At 66.9% G+C, this 21,604-nt stretch carries 17 protein-coding genes and 1 tRNA gene; 6 read left to right on the plus strand and 12 right to left on the minus strand.

The genetic code is table 11. From position 1 onward, the window contains the following. Positions 1-192 precede the first annotated feature (192 nt). Positions 193-1,626: a flotillin family protein gene (locus tag VXJ37_RS03155; protein WP_331321602.1), complete on the plus strand. Its 1,434-nt coding sequence runs from the start codon at positions 193-195 to the stop codon at positions 1,624-1,626. A 41-nt stretch (positions 1,627-1,667) separates the two neighbouring features. Further along, complete coding sequence (locus tag VXJ37_RS03160; protein ID WP_141941119.1) at positions 1,668-1,910, plus strand: hypothetical protein; 243 nt, start codon at positions 1,668-1,670, stop codon at positions 1,908-1,910. A 34-nt stretch (positions 1,911-1,944) separates the two neighbouring features. Here the strand turns inward: VXJ37_RS03160 and VXJ37_RS03165 are convergent, their stop codons facing one another. The 3 genes from VXJ37_RS03165 to VXJ37_RS03175 all read right to left on the minus strand — a co-directional run bounded on the left by VXJ37_RS03165 (position 1,945) and on the right by VXJ37_RS03175 (position 5,643). Next, positions 1,945-2,976: an aldo/keto reductase gene (locus tag VXJ37_RS03165; RefSeq protein WP_331321603.1), complete on the minus strand. Its 1,032-nt coding sequence runs from the start codon at positions 2,974-2,976 to the stop codon at positions 1,945-1,947. Positions 2,977-2,990: 14 nt separating this feature from the next. After that, entirely contained in the window at positions 2,991-3,884 is an 894-nt protein-coding gene (locus tag VXJ37_RS03170) for an SMP-30/gluconolactonase/LRE family protein (RefSeq protein WP_331321604.1), read from the minus strand. A gap of 100 nt (positions 3,885-3,984) precedes the next feature. Next, entirely contained in the window at positions 3,985-5,643 is a 1,659-nt protein-coding gene (locus VXJ37_RS03175; protein ID WP_331321605.1) for a glycosyltransferase, read from the minus strand. Between the two features lie 226 nt (positions 5,644-5,869). On the opposite strand from VXJ37_RS03175, the gene VXJ37_RS03180 reads away from it, so the two are divergent. Further along, positions 5,870-7,039: a cytochrome P450 gene (locus VXJ37_RS03180; protein ID WP_331321606.1), complete on the plus strand. Its 1,170-nt coding sequence runs from the start codon at positions 5,870-5,872 to the stop codon at positions 7,037-7,039. Between the two features lie 52 nt (positions 7,040-7,091). Here the strand turns inward: VXJ37_RS03180 and VXJ37_RS03185 are convergent, their stop codons facing one another. From VXJ37_RS03185 to VXJ37_RS03195, 3 genes are read right to left on the minus strand one after another with little or no spacing between them, the layout of a single operon-like run. Then, entirely contained in the window at positions 7,092-7,847 is a 756-nt protein-coding gene (locus tag VXJ37_RS03185; protein ID WP_331321607.1) for a lytic transglycosylase domain-containing protein, read from the minus strand. Between the two features lie 35 nt (positions 7,848-7,882). Next, positions 7,883-8,908: a zinc-binding dehydrogenase gene (locus tag VXJ37_RS03190; RefSeq protein ID WP_440589773.1), complete on the minus strand. Its 1,026-nt coding sequence runs from the start codon at positions 8,906-8,908 to the stop codon at positions 7,883-7,885. Positions 8,909-8,953: 45 nt separating this feature from the next. Next, positions 8,954-9,541, minus strand: coding sequence for a hypothetical protein (locus tag VXJ37_RS03195; RefSeq protein WP_331321609.1), 588 nt, complete (start codon positions 9,539-9,541; stop codon positions 8,954-8,956). A gap of 117 nt (positions 9,542-9,658) precedes the next feature. Here VXJ37_RS03195 and VXJ37_RS03200 point away from each other — a divergent pair, with 117 nt between their 5' ends. Next, the gene (locus VXJ37_RS03200; protein ID WP_331321610.1) at positions 9,659-10,174 is read left to right on the plus strand and encodes an AAA family ATPase; all 516 of its coding nucleotides are present in this window, start codon (positions 9,659-9,661) and stop codon (positions 10,172-10,174) included. 18 nt (positions 10,175-10,192) lie between these two features. On the opposite strand, the gene selB is transcribed toward VXJ37_RS03200, so the two are convergent. From selB to VXJ37_RS03215, 3 genes are all read right to left on the minus strand, one after another. Further along, positions 10,193-11,989: a selenocysteine-specific translation elongation factor gene (selB, locus tag VXJ37_RS03205; protein ID WP_331321611.1), complete on the minus strand. Its 1,797-nt coding sequence runs from the start codon at positions 11,987-11,989 to the stop codon at positions 10,193-10,195. 2 nt (positions 11,990-11,991) lie between these two features. Beyond that, positions 11,992-13,323 (minus strand): L-seryl-tRNA(Sec) selenium transferase, encoded by a 1,332-nt coding sequence (selA, locus tag VXJ37_RS03210; RefSeq protein ID WP_331321612.1) that lies wholly within the window; start codon positions 13,321-13,323, stop codon positions 11,992-11,994. A 36-nt stretch (positions 13,324-13,359) separates the two neighbouring features. Then, positions 13,360-13,454 (minus strand) — tRNA-Sec (locus VXJ37_RS03215). A 44-nt stretch (positions 13,455-13,498) separates the two neighbouring features. Between VXJ37_RS03215 and selD the strand changes: the two genes are divergently transcribed. Beyond that, positions 13,499-14,524: a selenide, water dikinase SelD gene (gene selD / locus VXJ37_RS03220; protein WP_331321613.1), complete on the plus strand. Its 1,026-nt coding sequence runs from the start codon at positions 13,499-13,501 to the stop codon at positions 14,522-14,524. 14 nt (positions 14,525-14,538) lie between these two features. On the opposite strand, the gene nrfD is transcribed toward selD, so the two are convergent. From nrfD to fdh, 3 genes are all read right to left on the minus strand, one after another. Next, positions 14,539-15,630, minus strand: a complete 1,092-nt coding sequence (gene nrfD, locus VXJ37_RS03225) for an NrfD/PsrC family molybdoenzyme membrane anchor subunit (protein ID WP_331321614.1) — start codon at positions 15,628-15,630, stop codon at positions 14,539-14,541. Then, positions 15,627-16,637 carry a 4Fe-4S dicluster domain-containing protein gene (locus tag VXJ37_RS03230; protein WP_331321615.1) on the minus strand — a complete coding sequence of 337 codons (1,011 nt, stop codon included), beginning with the start codon at positions 16,635-16,637 and terminating at the stop codon, positions 15,627-15,629. Before VXJ37_RS03230 ends, nrfD begins: the two co-directional genes overlap by 4 nt. 104 nt (positions 16,638-16,741) lie before the next feature. Next, a complete protein-coding gene (gene fdh, locus VXJ37_RS03235; protein WP_331321616.1) occupies positions 16,742-20,074 on the minus strand; it encodes a formate dehydrogenase in 3,333 nt (1,110 codons plus the stop codon). Between the two features lie 238 nt (positions 20,075-20,312). On the opposite strand from fdh, the gene VXJ37_RS03240 reads away from it, so the two are divergent. After that, positions 20,313-21,587: an MFS transporter gene (locus VXJ37_RS03240; protein ID WP_331321617.1), complete on the plus strand. Its 1,275-nt coding sequence runs from the start codon at positions 20,313-20,315 to the stop codon at positions 21,585-21,587. The last annotated feature ends 17 nt before the right edge of the window (positions 21,588-21,604 follow it).

Raw genomic sequence — 21,604 nt, forward strand, 5'->3', positions numbered from 1 at the left:
TACTCCTTGTCCCGCGCCGGGGCCCGAATCCGCCCCTGCTCTGGACTCTTGGGCTGCGCGGAACCAGACTGTCTACAACAGCCTGCCTGGCGCGTCGGAATTGAATGAACTTTATTGGCCGGGTCAAGGGACGGCTGCTTTTATTGGGGCTTTACCGTGATGCCGGTTTCACGGCATTGAAAGGACCTGGTCATGCCGGACTTTGCACCATTCTTCCCGCTTCTAGCCATTATCCTGGGCGTGCTTGTTGCCGTCGGATTTATCTGGGTGGCAACAAAGCTGATGTGGAAGGTAGCTGAACCCAATGAGGCCCTGATCATCTCGGGCCTGACCCGGGGAACCCTTGAAACCCGGGAAGGGATGGATTTCAAGATCGTCACCGGGAAGGGCGCCCTGGTCCTTCCAGGACTCCAGACGGTAAGGCCCCTGTCACTGACCCTGAATGAAACCGAACTTAAAGTTTCCTGCGTTACGTCGCAGGGCATCCAGGTAATTGTGGAGGGTGTGGTCATTTACAAGATCGGTGATGCTCCGCCTTTTATTGCCAATGCAGCACGCCGTTTCCTGGGACAGCAGCCAAAAATGGAGAGCCAGGTCTATAACGTTTTCGAAGGCCACCTGCGGTCCATTATCGGCAGCATGACGATGGAGGAGATCATCCGCGAGCGGGACAAGCTGGCGTCCCAGGTCCGCAGTGCGAGCGGGGTGGAAATGGAGAAGCTGGGCCTGGTGGTGGACTCGCTGCAGATCAAGGACCTGCAGGACCCCACGGACTACATCCAGAACATCGCCAAGCCCCACATCGCCCAGGTGAAAATGGAAGCCCGAATCGCCGAGGCCACCCGCAACCGGGAAGCGGCGGAAAAGGAAGCGGAAGCCGCCGCCCTGATCGCGGACGCACAGAGCGTGTCGGCGATCAGGCAGTCCGTGGCGCAGGCCAACGCAGAACGCGCCAGGGCCAACGCCGCCCAGGCCGGACCGTTGGCCGAGGCCACCGCAAGGCAGCAGGTGGTGGTGCAGGAAACAGAGGTTGCCAAACTGGAAGCGGACCGCGAAGAGCAGAAGCTGCAGACCAGCATCCGGAAGCCTGCGGACGCCAAGGCCTACGCCAGGCGCACGGAAGCGGAAGGCCAGAAGGCAGCGGACATCAGCGCCGCGGAGGCACTGGCACGCCGCACGGAGCTCGAGGCACAGGCCAACGCGCGGAGAACGGAGCTGCAGGCGCAGGCAAATGCCACGGCTGCTGCCGCCACTGCCGGAGCCACCAAGGTCACCGGTGAGGCCGAGGCCGCCGCCACGCGGGCCAAGGGCGAGGCAGGGGCGTCCGCCATCAAGGCCAAGGCCCTGGCGGAGGCCGAGGGCATCAAGGCCCGGGCAGAGGCGCTGGCCACCAACCAGGACGCCGTCATTTCCCAGCAGCTCGCCGAGAACATGCCTGCCATCATCGCGGCGGCCGCGGAGCCTTTCGCCCACGTGGGCAACATGACCGTCCTGAACGGCGGCGAGGGCGTCAACAGGATGCTGGGTGGAATCCTTGCCCAGGCGGGTGACTACCTGCCGGCCCTCCGGTCAGCGCTCCGGAAGGGCGATGAGGGGAAACGTCCAGCCAAGGCCCCGGACGCCTAGGAACCGGACGTTTACGGGCTGCCGACACGCAGGAGCAATGGATGCGCAGGAATGTTGACCGGAGCCTGACCGGCAAGATCGGCCGGGTGACCGGGCTTGTTGGCCCGGGCACCATCGGCGAGGTCATGCTTCCCTACCTTGGGGGCATCATGGCCTTCCACGCACACCCGTACGACAAGACCAGCGTGTTCCCGGTGGGTGCCGAGGTGCTGGTCATCTACTTCGACCCACCGCAGACGGTATTCGTGGATGAATTGCCGGACGTCCTGAAGCACGGCGGGTAGGGCGCCCGGCTCCCCGCCACTTTGAGGGCGGAGCCTACCGCCCGCCCTCCATTTTGCGGCTGCGCTGTTCCCTGGCCATCGGCCCATAGGGATAGACCCCGGTCTCCGGCTCGCTGGCACTGTCGAGCCTGCTGATGTCGTCCGCGCTCAGGGTGAGTTCGGCTGCCGCGAGGTTGTCGGCCAGCTGCTCAGTAGTCCGGGCGCCCAGGATTACTGATGTCACCGCCGGCCGGTCCGCGAGCCAGGCCAGGGCTACCTGGGAGTGGCTTGCGGCGTGGGCCGAGGCAATGTCCTCAACGGCATCGATCACGGCCCACGTGCGGGGGTTGTCGTTGCGGGCCTGCCACGCCTCCATGCCGCGCTTGGGATTCTCCCCCAGGCGGGTGGCGCCGGAAGGGCGCTGGTCCCGCTTGTACTTGCCGGACAACCAGCCGCCGCCAAGGGGGGACCACGGAAGCAGTCCGATTCCGGCGTCCAGGGCAGCCGGAACGATCTCGAATTCGATGTCCCGGACCAGGAGGCTGTACTGCGGCTGCAGGCTGACAGGCGGGTTCCAGCCCTGGCTGCGGGCCACCTGGACGGCTTTGGTGAGCTGCCAGCCCAGGAAGTTGGAGAAGCCGTAGTAGGCGATCTTGCCGCTTCGTACCGCGTCCTCCAGGAAGCGGAGGGTCTCCTCCAAAGGGGTGATCGGATCCCACGCGTGCATCTGGTACAGATCAATCTGTTCCACGCCAAGGCGGCGGAGGGAATCATCCAAGGCGCGGGCCAGGTGCCTGCGGGACGTTCCGACGTCGTTCGGTGCCGTGCCCATGGGGAAGCGCCCCTTGGTGGCGATGACGGCTTTGTCCCTTTGCTCCGGGCGCTGGGCCAGCCACCGGCCAATGATCTCCTCCGAGACCCCTGCGCTGTAGACGTCGGCTGTGTCAATGAAGTTGCCGCCCGCTTCGAAGTAGCCGTCCAGGATGGCGTGGGACGTTTCCTCGGTGGCCTCTGCACCAAAGGTCATCGTGCCCAGGGCGAAGCTGGTGACGATGGTTCCGCTGGGGCCAAGGGTTCGGTACTGCATGGTTGTCCTCGCGATCAGTTGTGGTTGGGCGGAAAGTTGCGGCGGGCTGCGTCCGTGGTGGTGGTGCGGATCCGGTACAGGCTGGTGGTCGCCGTGATGTAGAGGTCCCGTCCGTCGGGGCCGCCGAAGCACAGGTTGGCCACCGTTTCCGGCACTTCCATGGTGTGCAGGAGTTCAAAGGACGGCGAATAGATCCGGACCGACGGGCCGGCGGAGGTCCAGATCCTGCCGTCAACGTCCACCCTCAGACCGTCCGCCGGACGGTCGTCCTCCAGTTCGAGGGTGCCGGTGCGTGGACCGCAGCGGCTGTCGGACACGCTGTAGGTGGCGATCCGCAGCGGCACCCCGTAACGGCGGCCGGCGGTGTCAGCCACGTAAAGGACGGACTCATCGGGTGAGAAGGCCAGCCCGTTGGGATGCACCAAATCTGTGACCACCGCCGTGAGGGTTCCGGACGCCGGCTCGAAGCGGAAGACATAGCAGCCGCCGTATTCCTGCTCCCCCTCATGGCCTTCCTTTGTCCCGGGAAGAATGCCGTAGGGCGGGTCCGTGAACCAAATACCCGAGTCGCGGGCAACCACCACATCGTTGGGTGAGTTGAGCTGCCGGCCCTTGAACGAGTCAACCAGGCCGGTGACGGAACCCCCGGTGTCGCGTTCCACCCGGCGCCGGCCATGGCTGCACTGCACCACGCTGCCATCGGCGTCCAGTGTGCGGCCGTTGGTGTATTCGACGCCGGCGGCATATTCGCGGGTCTTCCCGGTGGCCGGGTCGAACTCAAGGATGCGGTCGTTCGGGATGTCACTCCACCGGAGGGTTTGCGATGACGGCACCCACACAGGCCCCTCGGCCCATACCGAGCCGGTGAAAAGGCACTCCAGCGCGCCACTGGTAAGTTCGACAGCCAACGGAGCTCCTTTGCAGTCAGGGTGCCTGCCGCCACGGTGAAGCGGCTAGGTGGCGGCAGCCCTATCAGGGAGCCACGAATCCTATAGGAACGAACCTACCCTAGCCCTGGCCCTGGGTCTGCGGGACGCGCAGGCTGCCGTACCTTTCCATCCGGTGCCAGCGAAGGTGCACTCCGGCCACAGCGGTGACAACTGCCTGGATAACCACCAGGTACATGAGCTGCCGGTAGACGAACTGCTGCAGGGGAAGTGTCCAGAGCGGTCCGAGCCGTTCCTTGTCGAGCCGGAAGGCATAAGCGGCCATGAGCAGCTGGACCGCCAGGAACAGCAGCCACAACGCGCCGATCCGCAGCGGGTCGAGGAAGATCAGGCCGTACAGGGCAAAGACGTCGACGATGGGCGCGAACAGGGGAAGCAGCACCTGCAGGACGAGAAGATAACCGAGCCCGCGGCGGCCCAGCTTGCCCGCCGCCCCACTCTGCACAACGGCACCGCGGTGCTTCCACATTGCCTGCAAAGTGCCGTAGCACCACCGGTACCGCTGGCGCCACAGTGCGCCCAGGGTGGCGGGTGCCTCCGTCCAGGCCCTGGCGTCCTCCTGGTACACGACGCGCCAGCCGTCCCTGCACAGTGCCATGGTCAGGTCGGTGTCCTCGGCGAGCGTGTCATCGCTGACGCCCCCGACGTTGCGGAGGGCGTGGAGCCGGAAGGCACCGATTGCCCCGGGGACGGTGGGCATGCATTCGGCAACGTCGAACAGCCTGCGGTCCAGGTTGAAGCCCACCACGTACTCGATGTGCTGCCAGGCGCCCAGGATGCCACCGCGGTTGGCCACCTTGGTGTTGCCGGAAATGGCCCCAACCCTGGGATCCGCGAAGGGCTGGATGAGGGCACGGACCGTATCGGGTTCGAAGACGGTGTCACCGTCCACCATGACCACGAGATCGTGGCTGGCCGCCTGGATTCCGGCGTTCAGGGCCGATGGTTTGCCGCCATTCTCCTTGCGGATGACGGTCACGCCAGGCAGGCCGAGGGCCTCCACGATGTCGGCCGTGCCGTCTGTTGAGCCGTCGTCCACCACGATGATTTCCACTGGATGGGTGGAGGCAAGGATGGAGCGCACCGCGGCCTCAATGCCTGCGGACTCGTTATAGGCGGGGACAATCACGGTGGCCGGTTCGGTGACCGCCGGTTCCATGGTTTGGCCCGGGGCGGAGCCGCTCGCGCCGGGGGCGGTGGTGGCGCTGGCGCCCGGCGCTGTTCCGCTGGAGCCGGGGGCAGTTGCATTGGAGCCGGTGGCGGTTCCGGACGTCGCAGCGGGGGCCGCGGTCGGGGCCGGGGCCGGGGCAGGAGCAGCGGCAGGCGCCGCCGGGGCGGCGGCCGCAGCGGGTGCGACGGCGGTACCTGCCACCGGAGGCACGGCAGTAACAGCAGAGACAGGCTCCGGGACGGCCGCCGGGGACTGCTCAACGATCGGAACGGCGGGCCCGGTCAAGCCGGCCCGTGGATCCACAGACGGGGTGCTTGATGGAGTGTCGCGGGGCCCGGCGGCGGCGGGCAGGGGAAGGAATGGTGCCGAGACCCCGGAACCGCCGATGAATGCGGCCAGTACGAGGATGACGTACGCCGCCACAAGTCCGACGACCCCCAGGCCGATCATCTTGACCCGCCGGAGCCGCCGGCCTGACGCATCGACGAACACGGGTCCACGGGGAGAGATGGCGGGCGACTGATCGGATGTCTCTTCAGGGGCTTTCATCGAGCATCAACCTTAGAGGACCCAAATTGGCTAGCACAAAACCTGGCGTGGTTCTCCCGGCCGCTCCTGCCCGGCGGTAGCGCAGCCCACAGAGGGCCGGATTTGGGGCTGCGAAACTAATGACCCCGCAGCAGGCATTGGCTAGGATCGAGGTTCTACGGTCAGTCAGTCAAGGGCTTGCGCCTTTTATGCCCGCAGTAGGCGCCAGGTGTGCAGAGAGGCCACCATGGATGTCACCCAGTCCGCCCAGTACCCGCTCAACCCCTTTCCGCACTATGAACAGATGCGGGCAGCGGCCCCGGTTTTCCAGGATGACCAATCCGGGAGCTGGCACGTGTTCCGCTATGACGATGTTCAGCGGGTGTTGTCCGAGCACGCAACCTTTTCCTCGCGCATGGGCGGCGGGAACCCCTCCGGTACCGGGCAATTGTTCTCAGCGAGCCTGATCACCACCGATCCGCCACGGCACCGGCAATTGCGTTCGCTGGTCACGCAAGCTTTCACCCCCAAGGCCGTTGACGCGCTGGCGCCGCGCATCGCCGCCCTCACCGGCGAGCTCCTGGACGCGATGACGACGGGTGGCGGCAGCGCAGACCTGATCCGGGAGTTGGCCTACCCGTTGCCCGTCATTGTCATCTCGGAGTTGATGGGCATTCCCGCCGAAGACCGGGAGCGGTTCAAGCACTGGTCAGATGTGGTTGTTAGCCAGACCCGGACGGCTCCTGCGGGCGAAGGACAGGAGTCCACCACCTCGGAAATGGTGGAATACTTTCTGGCCCTGATCGACCAGCGCAGGAGCCGGCCCGGCAACGACCTGATCAGCAGCCTCCTGGCCGCGGAGATCGAGGGCCAAAAACTGACGGTGCCCGAACTTCTCGGCTTCTGCAGCCTGTTGCTGGTGGCCGGCAACGAGACCACCACCAACCTGATCGGCAACGCCGTCCTGTGCCTTGCGGAGTCGCCCGGCATCCACGCGCGGCTCCTGGACGAGCCCGGCTTAATTCCCCAGACCCTGGAAGAAGTGCTTCGCTTCCGGTCACCGGTCCAGTCCATGTACCGGGTGGCGGCAGCAGAGACGGTTCTTGGCGGCCAGAGAATCCCGGCGGGCGCGCCCCTTGTGGCCTGGATCGGGTCAGCCAACCGCGATGAGCAGCAATTCGAGCGCGCGGCGGAATTCGATGTCGACCGCAACCCGAACCGGCACCTTGCGTTCGGCCACGGAATCCACTTTTGCCTCGGCGCGCCACTGGCACGGCTTGAGGCCAGGATTGCCCTGGAGTCCCTGCTGGCCCGCTTTCCCGGGCTTTCGGTGGCCCCGGACGCCCAGTTGGAACGGATGGAAAGCAGCATCGTCTACGGGCTGAAGTCACTGCCCGTCAACTGGCTGCCGGAGTGACCTGCGCGGAGCGGGTAGTCCGTAAGCATGCCGCCCCCGCGGGACCGTGGACCTAGCGGGCCGATCCTGCCTTTGCGGCGGCGTAGGTGGTGGCCTGGGAACGCACCTGGCGGATATACGCGTCGGACTGGTTATAGGAGTAGATGGCGTCAGTCCACCCTTGTGCCGTGGTGAGGTCACGGGCGTGGCCGCAGAGGTAGTCCGCCGCACTGAGCGCGGCATCGTCGATATTGAAGGGGTCGGCTATTCCGTCGCCGTTCCCGTCCCTTCCCGCAAGCCGCCACGTGGAGGGAATGAACTGCATGGGTCCCACCGCGTGGTCCCAGCGCGGGTCGCCGTCGAGTGCACCGCCGTCGGTATCCGGAATGGCGGCAAAACCCGCGCCGTTGAGGCTGGGACCCACAATGGCCCCGCTCGCCTGCCCCGTGGGACTCAGGGAGCCACCGCCATGGCTTCCGTGGCCCGATTCAACGAAGCCCACGGCGGCTACCGTGTTCCAGCCGATTCCGCAGCCGGGATTGGAAATGTTCGCCGTGGCTGCCGCGTTCACGTAGGCCTGCAGGGCGCGGAGAGGGATGTCCGTCTGCGCGGCAGCATCGGCAAGCCACTGCGCATCCGGGCTGGACGTCACATTCACGGCGGTGGTGATGCCCGGCGCCCCCGCAGCGAGCTTGACCGCTGCCCGCGGCGGCGCGGCCATGACCGCGCTGGCTTCCGCCCCGGGCTGCCGCACAAGCCAGAACGAGAAAGCCGCACTGACGCACGCCACGAAGAGGCTGAAGACCACAAAGCGTTTTACACGGAGCACCGACTAATCAAACCACCCAGTCCGGACCGGCCGCGTCACCGTGTGGGATCGATCATCGTCATGCCTGCCACGTTGGCCGTGTCGAAACGAGCCAGCATCCCCGCAGCCTCATCCAGCCCGATCACCCGCTCGATGAGCTTTTGCGGTTCAAGCGCCCCGGACTCGATCAGGGCAAGCATTCCGGGGTAGTCTGCCGCAGCCATGCCGTGGCTTCCGAAGACCGCGAGTTCCCAGGCGATGACGCGGGCCATCGGAACCCGGGGGTGGCCGTCAACGGGCGGGAGGAGTCCGATCTGGACGTGCCTGCCTTGGCGGCGAAGGCTGAGGAGTGCGTCCGCGCAGGTCTGCTCGCTGCCGACGGCGTCAATGGAGACATGGCTTCCGCCAGTGATGGCGTGTACGCGTTCCGGGACGTCTGACCCGTCCGCGGCCAGGACATGGTCGGCACCCAGGGACGCCGCCACCTCGAGGGCGGCCGGGTTCCGGTCTACCGCCACGACATTTCCGCCGAGCGCCTTCGCGATCATGACGGCGCTCAGGCCAACACCGCCGGCTCCCACAATGGTGACCCACTCACCGCTGGCCAGGCCGGCGCGGCCGGTGAGTGCACGGTACGCAGTGGCAAACCGGCATCCCAGGCTTGCTGCCGCTTCGAAGCTGACGCCGTCAGGGATCGCCACCAGGTTCGTATCCGCCGCGTGGACCACTACCTGCTCCGCAAAGGAGCCCCAGTGGGTGAATCCGGGCTGCTGCTGGTCCGGGCAAACCTGGGCGGCGCCCGCACGGCACCACTCACAGGCTCCGCACCCTTCGACAAAGGGCGCGGTCACCCTGTCGCCAACCACCCACTTGGTCACGCCCGCACCGACGGCGGCAACGACGCCCGCGAACTCGTGGCCCGGAACATGCGGCAGGACGATGTCGTCGTGGCCCGCCCAGGCATGCCAGTCGCTCCGGCACAGGCCGGTCGCGGCAACAGTTATTGCTACGCCGCCGGCGGGCACCTCCGGGGCGGCGACCTCCTGAACGGACAGTGGGCCGGCTATCCGGTCCATGATCATCGCGCGCACAACGTCCTCCCATATTGGTTTCTTTCCATGACCACTCTAGAGAACGTTGATGGCAATAACGACGCCGATGATGATGGCCGCGGAGAGCGCCAGAATCATGTAAAGACCGGCCTTCATTGGGCTCGTCTGGACAGCCGCGCCCGTTTCCGGCAGGACCGCCTGCCAGGCCTTGATGATTTCCAGCCCCTCGTAGTAGGAGAACATCATCAAAGCGCTCCCGGCGACACCGGCTACCCCGCCCAATCCCCCCGCAGGGCTCATGGCAGCACCAGCCGAACCGGCACGGTTGAGCGCTGTGCGGTCCTTGTAGTCGTCGGAGGCCGCCTTCATCTCCGCCTTCTGCTCCGGCGACGGGTCCGGGGACAGGGACGCCCCAACGCCCAGCAGGTCATACTTGCGGCCCTGGGCTGTGACCACCATCGTTCCCATGCTGGTGAACCGGAATGACGCCTGCTGCACGGGCAAAGCGAGCACGCTCACGCCGGCAGCATCCACCATGCGGAACACCCCTGAGGAATCCATGCTGACTATTACGGGCACCGTCCTGGCTCCGTTGATCATGCTTTTGCGCCAGTACAGCAGGGACTTCATGGGCGTGGCAGGATCGGGTGTTGGCGTCGACATGCCCACCAGCCTAGGCGGAAATCCAGGCGGCAGGCCGTAAGGGGCATGGGGAGTTCTGCCCGCCTGTCCGGGTCCCTGCACCCTGGGGCGACGCCTCCCGCGTGGCTATCATCAGGCATGGGCAGAAAGAACTACCTCGTCGAAGGTGGGTCAGGCACCGGAAAGACCTCGGTCTGCAACGAGTTGCGGCGGCGCGGCTACCACGCCGTCAACGGCGACCGGGAACTGGCCTACCAGGGCGACCCGCTGACGGGTGAACCAGTATCAGACGTCACCGGCGTCTCCGCGCACCGTCACCACCTGTGGCGGGTGGACGACGTCAGGGCGCTGGCTGCAGACCGGCAGGAGGCAGTGACGTTCTTCTGCGGAGGGTCGAGGAACCTGGCCGAGTTCATCGACCTGTTCGATGGCGTCTTCGTGCTCGAAGTGGACCGGGAGACCCTGAAGCGCCGCCTTGACGCGCGTCCGCGGGACGAATGGGGCGGGCGGGAGGCGGAACGGAAGCTGATTGAACACCTGCATGAAACGCGGGAGGAGATCCCGGCGTGTGGCACGGCCATCGATGCCACCGTACCGCTCCCCCAGGTGGTCGACGATATCCTGCGCCGGGTCCAGCAGGCAGGCCGGGAGTGACCGCCCCTAACCGTACTGTCAGCGCACCACTTTGCGGTGGCCGGCGTCCAACCGCTCCGTCCACCCCCGCGAATCGAGGTGCTCCAGCAGCGGAACCGCGGTCCGGCGGGTTGTGTCCAGTGCCTGGCGTGCCTGGCTGGTGGTGAAGGGCTGTTCCAGGGCGGCGAGGGTGCGCATGGCAAGGGCTGGAGCCGTGGGCAGCAGCACTACGCCATCACGCAGCCGCAGCAGGCGGCCCGTCCGTTCGGCGGCAGCCAGCTCCCGGACGCCTAAGCCCAGTGCGGTCAGCTCCTCGGATTCCGGGGCCTTAAACGCATGGGCGGTGAGCCGACGCTCCAATTCCGCGATTGCCGCTTCGATGGGGCCAAGGTTGCCCTCGCTGCCAGGCAGCCTGATGTGACCTGTCTGTTGTACCAGGGCAGCCCCGCGGATGACGTGGGCAAGCAGCCTCTCATCGGGCAGTCGAAGAAGGTCCCGGGCCGCGCCCATGGACAGGCCTGGAGCCAAGGGGTCGCGTTCCTGCAGGGCCTGCACGGCGTTGCGGAGCTGGTGCTGCCAGGACTCAAGGACGGGAGCGTGCACCCACCAGTCATCGATGACCTTGACCCCGGGGGGCGCCCCGGAGTCATTGCCGGACAGCAGTCCGAGCCGCCGCAGATGTTCCACCTGCACGGCCTTGCGGGCTGCCACCTCCCCCAGCACGTCTCCGGCCGGGTCCATGCCCGCAAGCCGTTGGGCCCAGTGGGCGCCGTCACCGCGCCGCCGCAATTCCGGCGGATCGGCGTCGAGGATACGTGCTCCGCCCAGCACCGAGCGGCTGCCGGGGTCCCGGAGCACCAGCCGGTCGCCCAGGACCAGAGGCAGATGGCGGTCAAGGACGAGCCGGGCGTGGTCGGCGCCGAACGGACGCAGCCGGGCCGGCACTGACGCGGTGCCAACGTGGACCATGAGCTGCTCCGGCACATCCGTGTAGGCCACGCCGGTGCTCCGTTGGATGCCCACGACGCCGGTGGCAGGCCACGCGTCGGGGGTGAGAAGCGCGTCCCCGCGGCGAACGTCAGCAGCGGAAACGTCCCGCAGGTTCAGGGCAACACGGCTGACCGGCGCCACGGAAGGGTATGAGGTGTCACGGCTTTGCAGGCCGCGGACGACGACGGGCCGCGAACCAAAGTGCCCCAGCAGGCTCAGCCGGTCGCCTTGGACGATCGTTCCCGCTGCCAGCGTTCCGGTCACCACAGTGCCGGAACCGGTGATTGTGAACGAGCGGTCCACCCACAACCGGACCCGCCCTTCCGTGGTGGGATGAGGCACGCTGGCCAGGACGCCGTCGAGCGCTGAACGAAGGTCAGGCAGCCCGGTACCGTCGATGGCGGACACGGCAACGGAGGGGGCATCCCGCAGGCCAGTTCCTGCCAGCTCAACGCGGGTCCGTGCCAGGACCTCTGCCACGCGCCGGCTGGACGCCCGGTCCGCCCGGCTGAGGACCACTACGCCATGTTCGATCCCAAGAGCCGCCACGGCGTCCCTGTGGTCGCTTGACTGCGCCTGCCAGCCTTCATCGGCGGCAACGACGAAACAGACCACGGGCGCGGGCCCGATTCCGGCCAGCATGTTGCCCAGGAACCGCTCGTGGCCGGGGACGTCCACAAACGCAACATCCTGTCCGGACGGCAGCGTGGTCCAGGCGTATCCCAGGTCGATGGTCAGCCCGCGGCGCCGTTCTTCTTCCCAACGGTCCGGCTCCATGCCGGTGAGGGCGCGAACAAGGGTGCTCTTGCCGGAGTCCACATGCCCGGCGGTGGCAACGACGTGCACGCTCAGCCCGCCCTGCCTGCAGTCGCGACGTCGAGGGTTTCCAGTGCGCGCCGAACCGCCTCGAGTATCCGGTCATCGTCCGCGGCGGGAACACAGCGCAGATCGATCAGGCAGGAGCCGTCGTGGACGCGCGGCAGCACGGCAGGATCACCAGTGCGCAGGAGCGGCGCCAGCCCTTCGGGGAGCCGCAGCGCCCAACCGGGCAGGGGAAAACCGGGGGCTCCCCCGCCGCCTACCCTGCCGTCATGCGGCACCACCGGTACTCCCAGTTCACCGGCCAGCCGCTCCGTGCGGCGCCGCAAGTGACCGGCGTCGGCGTGCAGCGCCTGAACGACAGGCGGTGTGCCGCCCGCGACGGTCGCCTCAAGGGCTGCGAGGGCGAGTTTGTCGGCGCGGACGGCACGGGCGAGGGGGTGGCGGGCCAGTTGGGTGATGACTTCCCTGCGGCCCAGCAGCAGGCCTGCCTGGGGTCCGCCCAGCAGTTTGTCGCCGCTGGCGATGACGACGTCGGCCCCGGCAGCCAGGGCGGTGGCAACATCGGGTTCATCAGGGAGGTGCGGGTCGTGAACCAGCAGTCCGCTGCCAAGGTCGGCCACGAGGGGTATCCCGTTTGCCTGTGCCAGCGGGCCCAGGTCGTGCAGCGGAACAGCGGACGTGAAACCGTCAACCCGGAAGTTGCTCGGATGGACCTTGAGGACGCAGCCTGTGTCGGGGCCGAGGGCTCCGGCATAGTCGTGCAGGTGGGTGCGGTTGGTGGTGCCCACCTCCCGAAGCCTTGCCCCGGTCGATTCCATCAGGTCTGTGAGCCTGAAGCCGGCACCGATCTCAACGAGTTCGCCCCGGCTCACCACCACCTCCCGGCCGGCGGCCAGGGCAGTGGTGGCCAGTACCAGCGCAGCTGCACCGTTGTTGACCACCAGCGCTTCCTCGGCGGCGGGACAGGCGGCGAGCAGCGCCCCGCGGGCCCCGGCGCCCCGGCGGGAGCGGCTTCCGTCAGCCAGGTCGAGTTCCACGTCAACATAACCGCTGGCTGCGATGAGAGCGTCGACCGCAGCCGCCGAAAGGGGTGCCCGCCCCAGGTTGGTGTGGACGATGACACCGGTTGCATTAACGACCGGACGCAGGGTGGTCGCCGTGCGGCGGCCGATGGCGGCCAGCAGGACGGGCTCAACCTGGCCCGGAAGCAGGTCACCGCGCCGGGCCTGCCCCTGGATGTCCCGGACAAGTTCGCGGACCACACGCTCGTTCAGCCGGGTACGGGCATCGCGGACGGCAGGGAGTGCCAGCAGGTCGTTGGTGCGGGGAATCAGGCGCCGGGGATCGACGTGGTCCACAGCCCTCCTCATATCGCGGCATTCGCAGCCGAAAGTTGGCGGTGGCGGACGGGAATCGAACCCGCCAGGCCGAGATGCTCAGCCTCACCGGTTTTGAAGACCGGGGGGCCCACCAGGACCCGGACGCCACCGCGCCTCAATATAGCAGGGTTGGCTTGAGGGGTACGCTAGGCGGGTGAATGAGGTACAGTCGTCAGTCCAGCAACTCGAAGAGGCCGCCGTCGGCACGCTCCGGCTCACCGGCTACGCGCATGGCGGGGGTTGTGCCTGCAAAATTCCGCCCGGAGAGCTGGAAGACGCAGTCCGCGGGCTGATCGGCCAGCCCGGTGCAGAGGTGCTTGTTGGCCTGGACAGTGGCGATGACGCCGCCGCCGTCCTGGTGCGCGATGACCTCGCGGTTTTGACCACTGCCGATTTCTTCACCCCCGTTGTCGACGACGCCTTTGACTGGGGCCGGATCGCTGCCGCCAATGCGCTCTCGGATATTTACGCAATGGGCGGCAGGCCGGTGACGGCCATCAACCTGGTCGGCTGGCCCCGTGATGTCCTGCCGATGGAACTGATGACGGAGGTCCTCCGGGGCGGGCTGAGTGTGGCGCTGGAGGCCGGTTGCCCCGTTCTTGGCGGCCACTCCATCGACGATCCGGAGCCAAAGTACGGCATGGCTGTCACCGGCGTGGCCCATCCCGACCGGTTGCTGCGCAATGACGCGGCCCAGCCGGGGTTGCCCATAACGCTCACCAAGCCGATCGGCGTCGGGCTTCTCAACAACCGGCACAAGACGACCGGTGAGGTCTTCGCCGAGGCGATAGAGACGATGGCGGCCCTCAACCGCGACGCCTCCGAGGCGGCGGTGGCCGCGGGGCTCCGGGCAGCGACGGACGTCACGGGCTTCGGCCTGCTGGGCCACCTTTACAAGATGGTCCGGGCCTCTGGAGTGAGCGCAGTGATAGACCTGAAGGCCGTGCCGGTGATTGAGGGAGCCCGCGAGGCGCTTCGTGACGGCTTTGTGTCCGGCGGGACCCGGCGCAACTTCGACTGGGTGCGTCCGCACCTGGAGGCGGCGCCGGGCATCACCGGGGACGACCTGCTGCTGCTGGCCGATGCCCAGACCTCCGGCGGCCTGCTGGTGGTCGGCGAGCTGCCCGGACACCCCGTCATCGGCCACACCACTGCGGGGCAGGGCATTCAGATCCGCTGAAAAGCGCCGGCTGCTCAGCTGCCGGTGGTGATTGCGTCGCCGGTAACACCGGCGGCGCGGCGGGCCGCGAGCCGGTTTTTCTGGGGCTCGATCGTGTACCGCGGGTCCTTGGCGGAAGCCAGTCCTGCTTCAAACACGCCGAAGCGGGTCAGTGCGGATGCAGTCAGCAAAGCCAGGCCTGAAGCAGCAGCTGCGACGCGGTTGCGGCCGCCCAGCAAGGTTCCCAGGCCGCCGGCGAGTGCCAGCCGCTCGCTCCACTTCAGCATGGCGCCTGCCTTGCCCTGGTGCAGGGGCTCGGCTGCGATCGGGTCCATCCGGCGCTCCATCACCTTCATGGCCACCACGTCGCCGATGACGCCGAGTACGGCCAGTTTCTGGGCCGGGCCAGTCTCGCGCACCGGTGTGGTGACCATGGCGAGCCCTGCCGAAGCGAGGCACGCGGAACTCACGAAGACAAAAGGCAGTTCCTCATGGGCGGCGTTCCATGTGGGTGTGGCGGTGTCGCCGAGCAGCACCGCCGTGTAGGCCGCCAGCGGGCCGGCGAACACGGCGGCTTCAACACCCGCGGGACCTTCGACAGCCTGCAGCACCTTGCGCAAGGGTCCCAGCGGCAGCCTGTTTCCGCTCATCCGGTCGATTTCCGCTACTGCCGAGACGCCCGCCCCGGCACTGAAGGCGCTGAGGATCCAGGAGCCCACACTCATCGGCGAGGTCACCTTGAAGGTTCGCAGCATGTGCAGGAAACGCTCCGGCCTGCCCAGGTCCTTAACCAGGGCAACGGCCCCGGCGCTTACTGCCGCCAAGGCGCCCAGGCGGGCGTTCCGGCGGAGTACCGGCCGGCCGGTCAGCTGGCCGCCGAGGCCCAGCAGCGCCGAACCGGCCGCCACGCCGCCCAGGAACAGGTAGATGGCAACGTCATCGCCCCACGGTGCCGGCTTGACCACCGGACGGCCGTAATACGAGGTGAACTCCGGCTCCGGAACCATGGGCATTTCACGCGAACCGTCGCCGTTGTCACGGCGGCGGCGCATCCCGGGCTTGCCGCCCTGCCGGCGGCGCCGGGCGGGCTCGGCCGGCCGGAAGTTGTCGAATTCGGAAAGGGTCACGCCCGTCCTCCCAGGAAAACCAGTGCTGCGGCCGCGGCCATGCCCGCCACCGCCATGCCTGCCCGCTTGTACATTTGCGGCAGGTCGGCAGTTGGGACCCGGGGGTCCGGCGGAAGCCCGTACACCTCGGGCTCATCCAGCAGCAGGAAGACGGATCCGGTACCGCCGACGCCATCGTGCTCGTTCGCGCCGTAAAGCCTCGCCTCGGTCATGCCCTGCGCGTGCAGCGTGGCCACCCGTTCCCGGGCCGTGTCCACCATGTCGTCGTGGTCGCCGAACTTGATGGACGTCGTCGGGCACGCCTTGGCGCAGGCGGGCGTCTCGTCCGCCACCAGCCGGTCGTAGCACAGGGTGCACTTCTGGGCGATGCCCTCGTTGGGAACGGAAGGGTGCTTGGCGTGCTGTTCCTCCCTGCTGGTGGCCACCTTGACGGTGCCGTTGCTCCGGCGCTCGATGACGCCGAAAGGGCACCCGGCGACGCAGGTTCCGCAGCCGTTGCAGACATCGTCCTGGACCACCACAGTGCCGAACTCGGTGCGGAAGAGCGCCCCGGTGGGGCAAACGTCCAGGCAGCCGGCGTGGGTGCAGTGCTTGCAGACGTCCGAGGACATCAGCCACCGGAAGTCCGCCGTGTCCGGGGGCGTCGTATCCGCCCCTGCCAGGTCTGTCGCGGCGGAGCCTGCCGGGGCAGGAGGGCCAATGCGGGGCATGCCCAGACTGACCAGGGCCCTTCCGGACTCGCGGGCCTCGGCAATGCGATCCTGGCCTTGCTCAACGAACGCCACATGCCGCCAGGTGCTGGCGCCCAGTGATCCAGTGTTGTCGTAGGAAGAACCGAGCAGTTCGAGGTTTCCGTCCTGCGGGTTGTGGTTCCATTCCTTGCAGGCAACTTCGCAGGCCTTGCAGCCTATGCAGATAGAAGTGTCAGTAAAGAACCCCTTGCGCGGATGGTTGTGCTCCCAGTGGGCATCTGCGGTGGGGTCGGTCGGTCCGGACAGCTGGCCCATCTAGTTCTCCAACGTCTGGTCGGCGGCCGGAACGCTGCCTGTGGGCAGCCGGAATCCGGGCGGGGCGGTCTGTGCTTCGGTTGAGGCTGTGGCGGTGACGGTCATCAGCGCGGACCGCCATCGGCCGGGCCGGCGTCACCCGGGGCGGGATGGATGCCTTCCGCCGCGGGATCAGTGACCGTTTGGTTGCCGGTCTCGGTAGTGACTCCTGCGCGGACCTGGTATTCAGCAACCAGGTCGAGAAGTTCCTTCCCGCGCGGCCTTCGGCCCGGACGGATGTCGCACGAGGCCACCTTGGACTCCTGGATCTGGACGTTGGGGTCCAGCGTCACACCCAGCAGATCGTTGGCCGCGTCGCCGCTGACCACGGCATTGCTGCCGACGCCCCAGTGGTAGGGCAGCCCGATCTGATGCACCGTGTGGCCACCAACAGCCAGGGGCCGCATCCGGTCAGTGACCAGCACCTTCGCCTCGATGGCGGAGCGCGGCGAAATGATCGTTGCCCACCCATAGGGCTCCAATCCCCGCTCGGCAGCCAGCTCCGGCGAGACCTCGCAGAACATCTCCGGTTGCAGCTCCGACAGGTAAGGCAGCCAACGGCTCATCCCCCCTGCGGTGTGGTGCTCGGTGAGCCGATACGTGGTGAAGACGTACGGATAGACGTCCACGCCATTGGTGCCGGCGCTTGGCGCACTGAGGTTGTCCTTCCGGGGGAACATCAGGCGTGCCGGGCTCTGCTGCTGCGGATACAGCGCGTTCGCCACGGGTGATTCCTGGGCCTCGTAATGGGTGGGAAGGGGCCCATCCACCAGGCCCTTAGGCGCAAACAGCCAGCCCTTGCCGTCGGCCTGCATGATGAACGGATCATCCCCGCTGAGCGCGGCCGGTCCACCCACCGAGGGGTCGGGTTTGCTGCCGGGGGCGAGGTTCGGCGGGAAGTCGGGGACGTCGTCGCCGACCCACTTACCCTGATCTTCGTCCCACCAGACGTATTTCTTGCGTTCGCTCCACGGCTTGCCGGCCGGGTCAGCGGACGCGCGGTTGTACAGGATGCGTCGGTTCGCCGGCCACGCCCAGCCCCACTCGGTTGCCGCGGGGCCCTGTTCCTGGCCCGGCTTCCGGTCGGCGGCGTGGTTGATCCCCTCGGCGTAGACGCCGGTGTAGATCCAGCAACCCGCCGTCGTGGAACCGTCGGCACGGAGTTCGGTGTAGGCGGAAAGTGGCTTGCCGGCATCCGGACCGGCCAGGTGACGGCCGTTGATCTCGGCAAGCACCGCCTCCGGGTCCGGATCGCCGTGCTCGTCCGTGGGGTAGTCCCACGTCAGGTCCAACAGCGGCCGGTCCCGTTCGTCGTCCGAGCCTGCCAGCTTCTCCTGAATCCGTTTACCCAGTTCGTAGAAGAACTGCAGTTCGCTCTGGCACTCACCCGGCGGGGCCACCGCCTGGTGCCGCCACTGCAGCAGCCGCTGGGTCTGGGTAAAGGACCCGGCCTTCTCCACGTGGGTCGCCGCCGGCAGGAAAAAGACCTCGGTCTCGATGTCCTCGGTGCGGAGCTCCCCGGATTCGATCTCCGGACCGTCCTTCCACCAGGTTGCCGACTCGATCATGTTCAGGTCGCGGACCACCAGCCACTTCAGGTGGGACATGCCGAGGCGCTGCATCCGCCCGTGGGCCGAGCCCACCGCCGGGTTCTGGCCGAGCAGGAAGTAGCCTTCCACCTCGTCCCGCAGCATACTCATCACGGTTTCGTAGGTCCCGTGCGCCCCGGTCAGCCGGGGCAGGTAGTCGTACGCCCAGTCGTTGTCCGCGGTCGCCGCGTCACCCCACCACGCCTTGAGGAGGCTGATGGTGTACGCGTCGGCGTTGGCCCAGAACCCCTTTTGGCTCTTCGAGGCGTTGGCCGCCAGGTACTCCTCCAGGGTGTCGTGGCGGCCGGCGCTGGGCATGGGCAGGTACCCGGGCAGCAGGTTGAACAGCGTCGGAATGTCAGTGGAGCCCTGGATGCTGGCATGGCCGCGCAGGGCCATGATCCCGCCGCCGGGGCGGCCCACGTTCCCCAGCAGTAGCTGGAGGATGGCCGCAGCCCGGATGAACTGGGCCCCGAGGGAGTGCTGCGTCCATCCCACGGCGTAGGCGAAGCAGGTGGTCCGGTCGCGGCCGGAGTTCTCCGTGATGGCCTTCGCCAAGTAGGCGAAGTCCGCTTCGCTGATGCCGCACATGTCGCGCACCATCTCCGGGGTGTAGCGGGCGTAGTGCCGCTTCACGATCTGGAAGACGGTCCGGGGGTTTTGGAGTGAGTCGTCCCGCAGCACCTCGGCGTGTTCCAGGGCCGGCCCGCCGCTGCCGAAAGCATCGCCGGCGGCCCGGGCTCCAGCCTCGGCACCGTGTTCCGGGCCGGCCGGTTCGCCGATGGCGCCGTCCTCGGCTTCGTCGTAGGCCCAGGACGAGTTGTCGTAGGCACCCTTTTCCGGGTCGAACCCGGAGAACAGCCCGCCAAGGTCCTCGGCGTCGCGGTAGTCCTCGTGGACCAGCGTGGCAGCGTTGGTGTACGCGGTGACGTACTCCTTGAACCACAGGTCATTCGTAAGGACATAGTTGATAAGCGCGCCAAGGAGCACCACGTCAGAGCCTGCACGGATGGGAATGTGCTTATCCGAGACGGCTGAGGTCCGCGTGAACCGTGGGTCCACGTGGATGACCTTCGCTCCGCGGGCTTTAGCCTCCGCCACCCACTGGTATCCCACGGGATGGCACTCGGCCATGTTGGACCCCTGGATGACGATGCAGTCGGCGTTGGCCATGTCCTGCAGTGATTGCGTTGCACCACCGCGTCCAAACGAGGCTCCCAAACTGGGAACCGTGGCGGAGTGTCATATGCGGGCCTGGTTCTCGGTCTGCACCGCCCCTGCGGCTGTAAAGAGCTTCTTGATCAGGTAGTTTTCTTCGTTGTCCAGGGTGGCGCCGCCAAGCGAGGCGATGCCCATGGTGCGGCGAAGAAGCCGGCCCTGGTCGTCTTCCTGCTGCCAGGTCCTGCGGCGCGACTCGATGAACCGGTCCGCCACCATCTCAACGGCGGTGGCCAGGTCCAGGTGCTCCCACTCCTTGGAGCGCGGCGCGCGGTAAAGTACTTTGGTCTGGCGGCCGGGTGAATTGACCAGCTGCTCGCTGGCAGAGCCCTTGGGGCACAGCCGGCCGCGCGAAATGGGCGAATCCGGATCGCCCTCGATCTGGACGACTTTTTCGTCCTTGACGTAGACACGCTGCCCGCAACCGACTGCGCAGTACGGACACACGCTCTGGACGACGCGGTCAGCAGTAGCTGTGCGCGGGACGATGGCCTTGGTCTTGGCCGAGGTGACTGCGGGCCCACGGCCCAGCAGATCCCCCGTACTCAGCTGACGGACGACCGGCCATTGAAGAAAACTTCGCGGTGCCATTTCTGGAGCATATCCCGAAGCTTGCCCAAAGCAACAGGTCAACCGTGGGCGTGTCCTTCCCTTCCCGGACCCGCCAGCGGACCGGCGGGTACCAGGCCAGCCAACTGTGCACGTGCGTGCCGCAGCAGCATTGGCGCCCGTGCGGTCACACCGCCCGGGATGTGTGTGCTGGCCCGGTCTTTGGAGGGAGGTCGTTGGCCTCTGGCCGGGGTGACTGCGGAATGCGAGAGTTGGAGGCGTGTCCGATGACGTCTCCGGTTCCCCGCCCGTGGAGGAAGCTGTCGGCAGCCGACGCAGGGTCAGCGACATGTTCCGTGCCCTGCACGAGCGGAACTTCGCGTTGTTCTGGACTGGCCAGCTCGTGTCCGGAACCGGGACATGGATGCAGACAGTCGCGATGGCTTGGCTGGTGCTGACGATCAGCAAGTCAGCCGCGGTTCTGGGCTTGGTTACAACGCTTCAGTTCCTGCCGATGTTGCTGTTTGTGCTTCCGGCGGGGGTGGTGGCAGACCGGATATCGAAGTGGAAGATCCTTCTGGCTGCCCAGTCATTGGCGGCGCTGCAGGCGTTTGTGCTCGGTTTCTTACTCCTGGGAGGAACACCTGAGATTTGGCAATTGGCCGTTCTTGCTGGCGCGCTGGGTCTTTCCAATGCATTCAATAATCCAGCCCAGCAGGCGTTCATTGCCGAAATGGTGGGTGGTTCCCTGACGGCAGATGCAGTGGCCGTGAACAGTGTCCAGTTCAACGCCACGCGGATGATCGGTTCAGGATTGGGTGGAGTGGCTGTCGCCCAACTGCCCGCTTACGCGGTTTTCTTCATCAATGGCGCAAGCTTCGGGGCATCCCTGCTGGCCCTTGTCCTCATGCGCCGGTCAGAGCTCCGCAAGGTCCATGGGGAGAACGCCAAGGGTCTGGGTGCGCTGCGGGAGGGCCTGGGGTTCGCGTTCCGGACGCCGGCTGTGTTCTTCATCCTCGGAAGCCTGGCCATCGTAGGGACTCTGGGTTTCAACTGGCCCGTGGCTGGACCGCTGATCGCAGACCGGCTGCTTGGCATCGGTCCGGATGGATTTGGGGCCCTCATGTCGGCCCTGGGTGTTGGGTCATTGGTTGCAGGGTTAGGCCTGGTGGTCTTTGGCGGTGCGACGGAACACAGGATCGTCGTTTCAGGGGCATTGCTGGCGGTCTTCCTTACCGGGCTGGGGATGTCTCCGTCCTATCCACTCAGTCTTGCCCTGATGTTCCTCGCCGGACTGAGCGGCACAACATTTACCACCACAGTCAACGCGCGACTGCAGAGCCTGGTGCCGGACCGGCTCCGCGGACGCATTATGAGTCTTTTCGTCCTTCTGCTGATCGGCAGCACCCCAGTGGGTGCCTCGCTTCTTGGCCTGGGCGCTGAAACGCTGGGCGCCACGGCCACGCTGGTCCTGTTCGGAGTTGCGTCCGGACTCGGGCTTGGCGTTATGGTGTTGGTCCACCGACTGCGCACGGTGGGCAGCGACGGACGGTGAGCAGGTGCAGGTCCTTC

Source organism: Pseudarthrobacter phenanthrenivorans (genome assembly GCF_036455295.1).
Lineage (GTDB): Bacteria > Actinomycetota > Actinomycetes > Actinomycetales > Micrococcaceae > Arthrobacter > Arthrobacter phenanthrenivorans_C.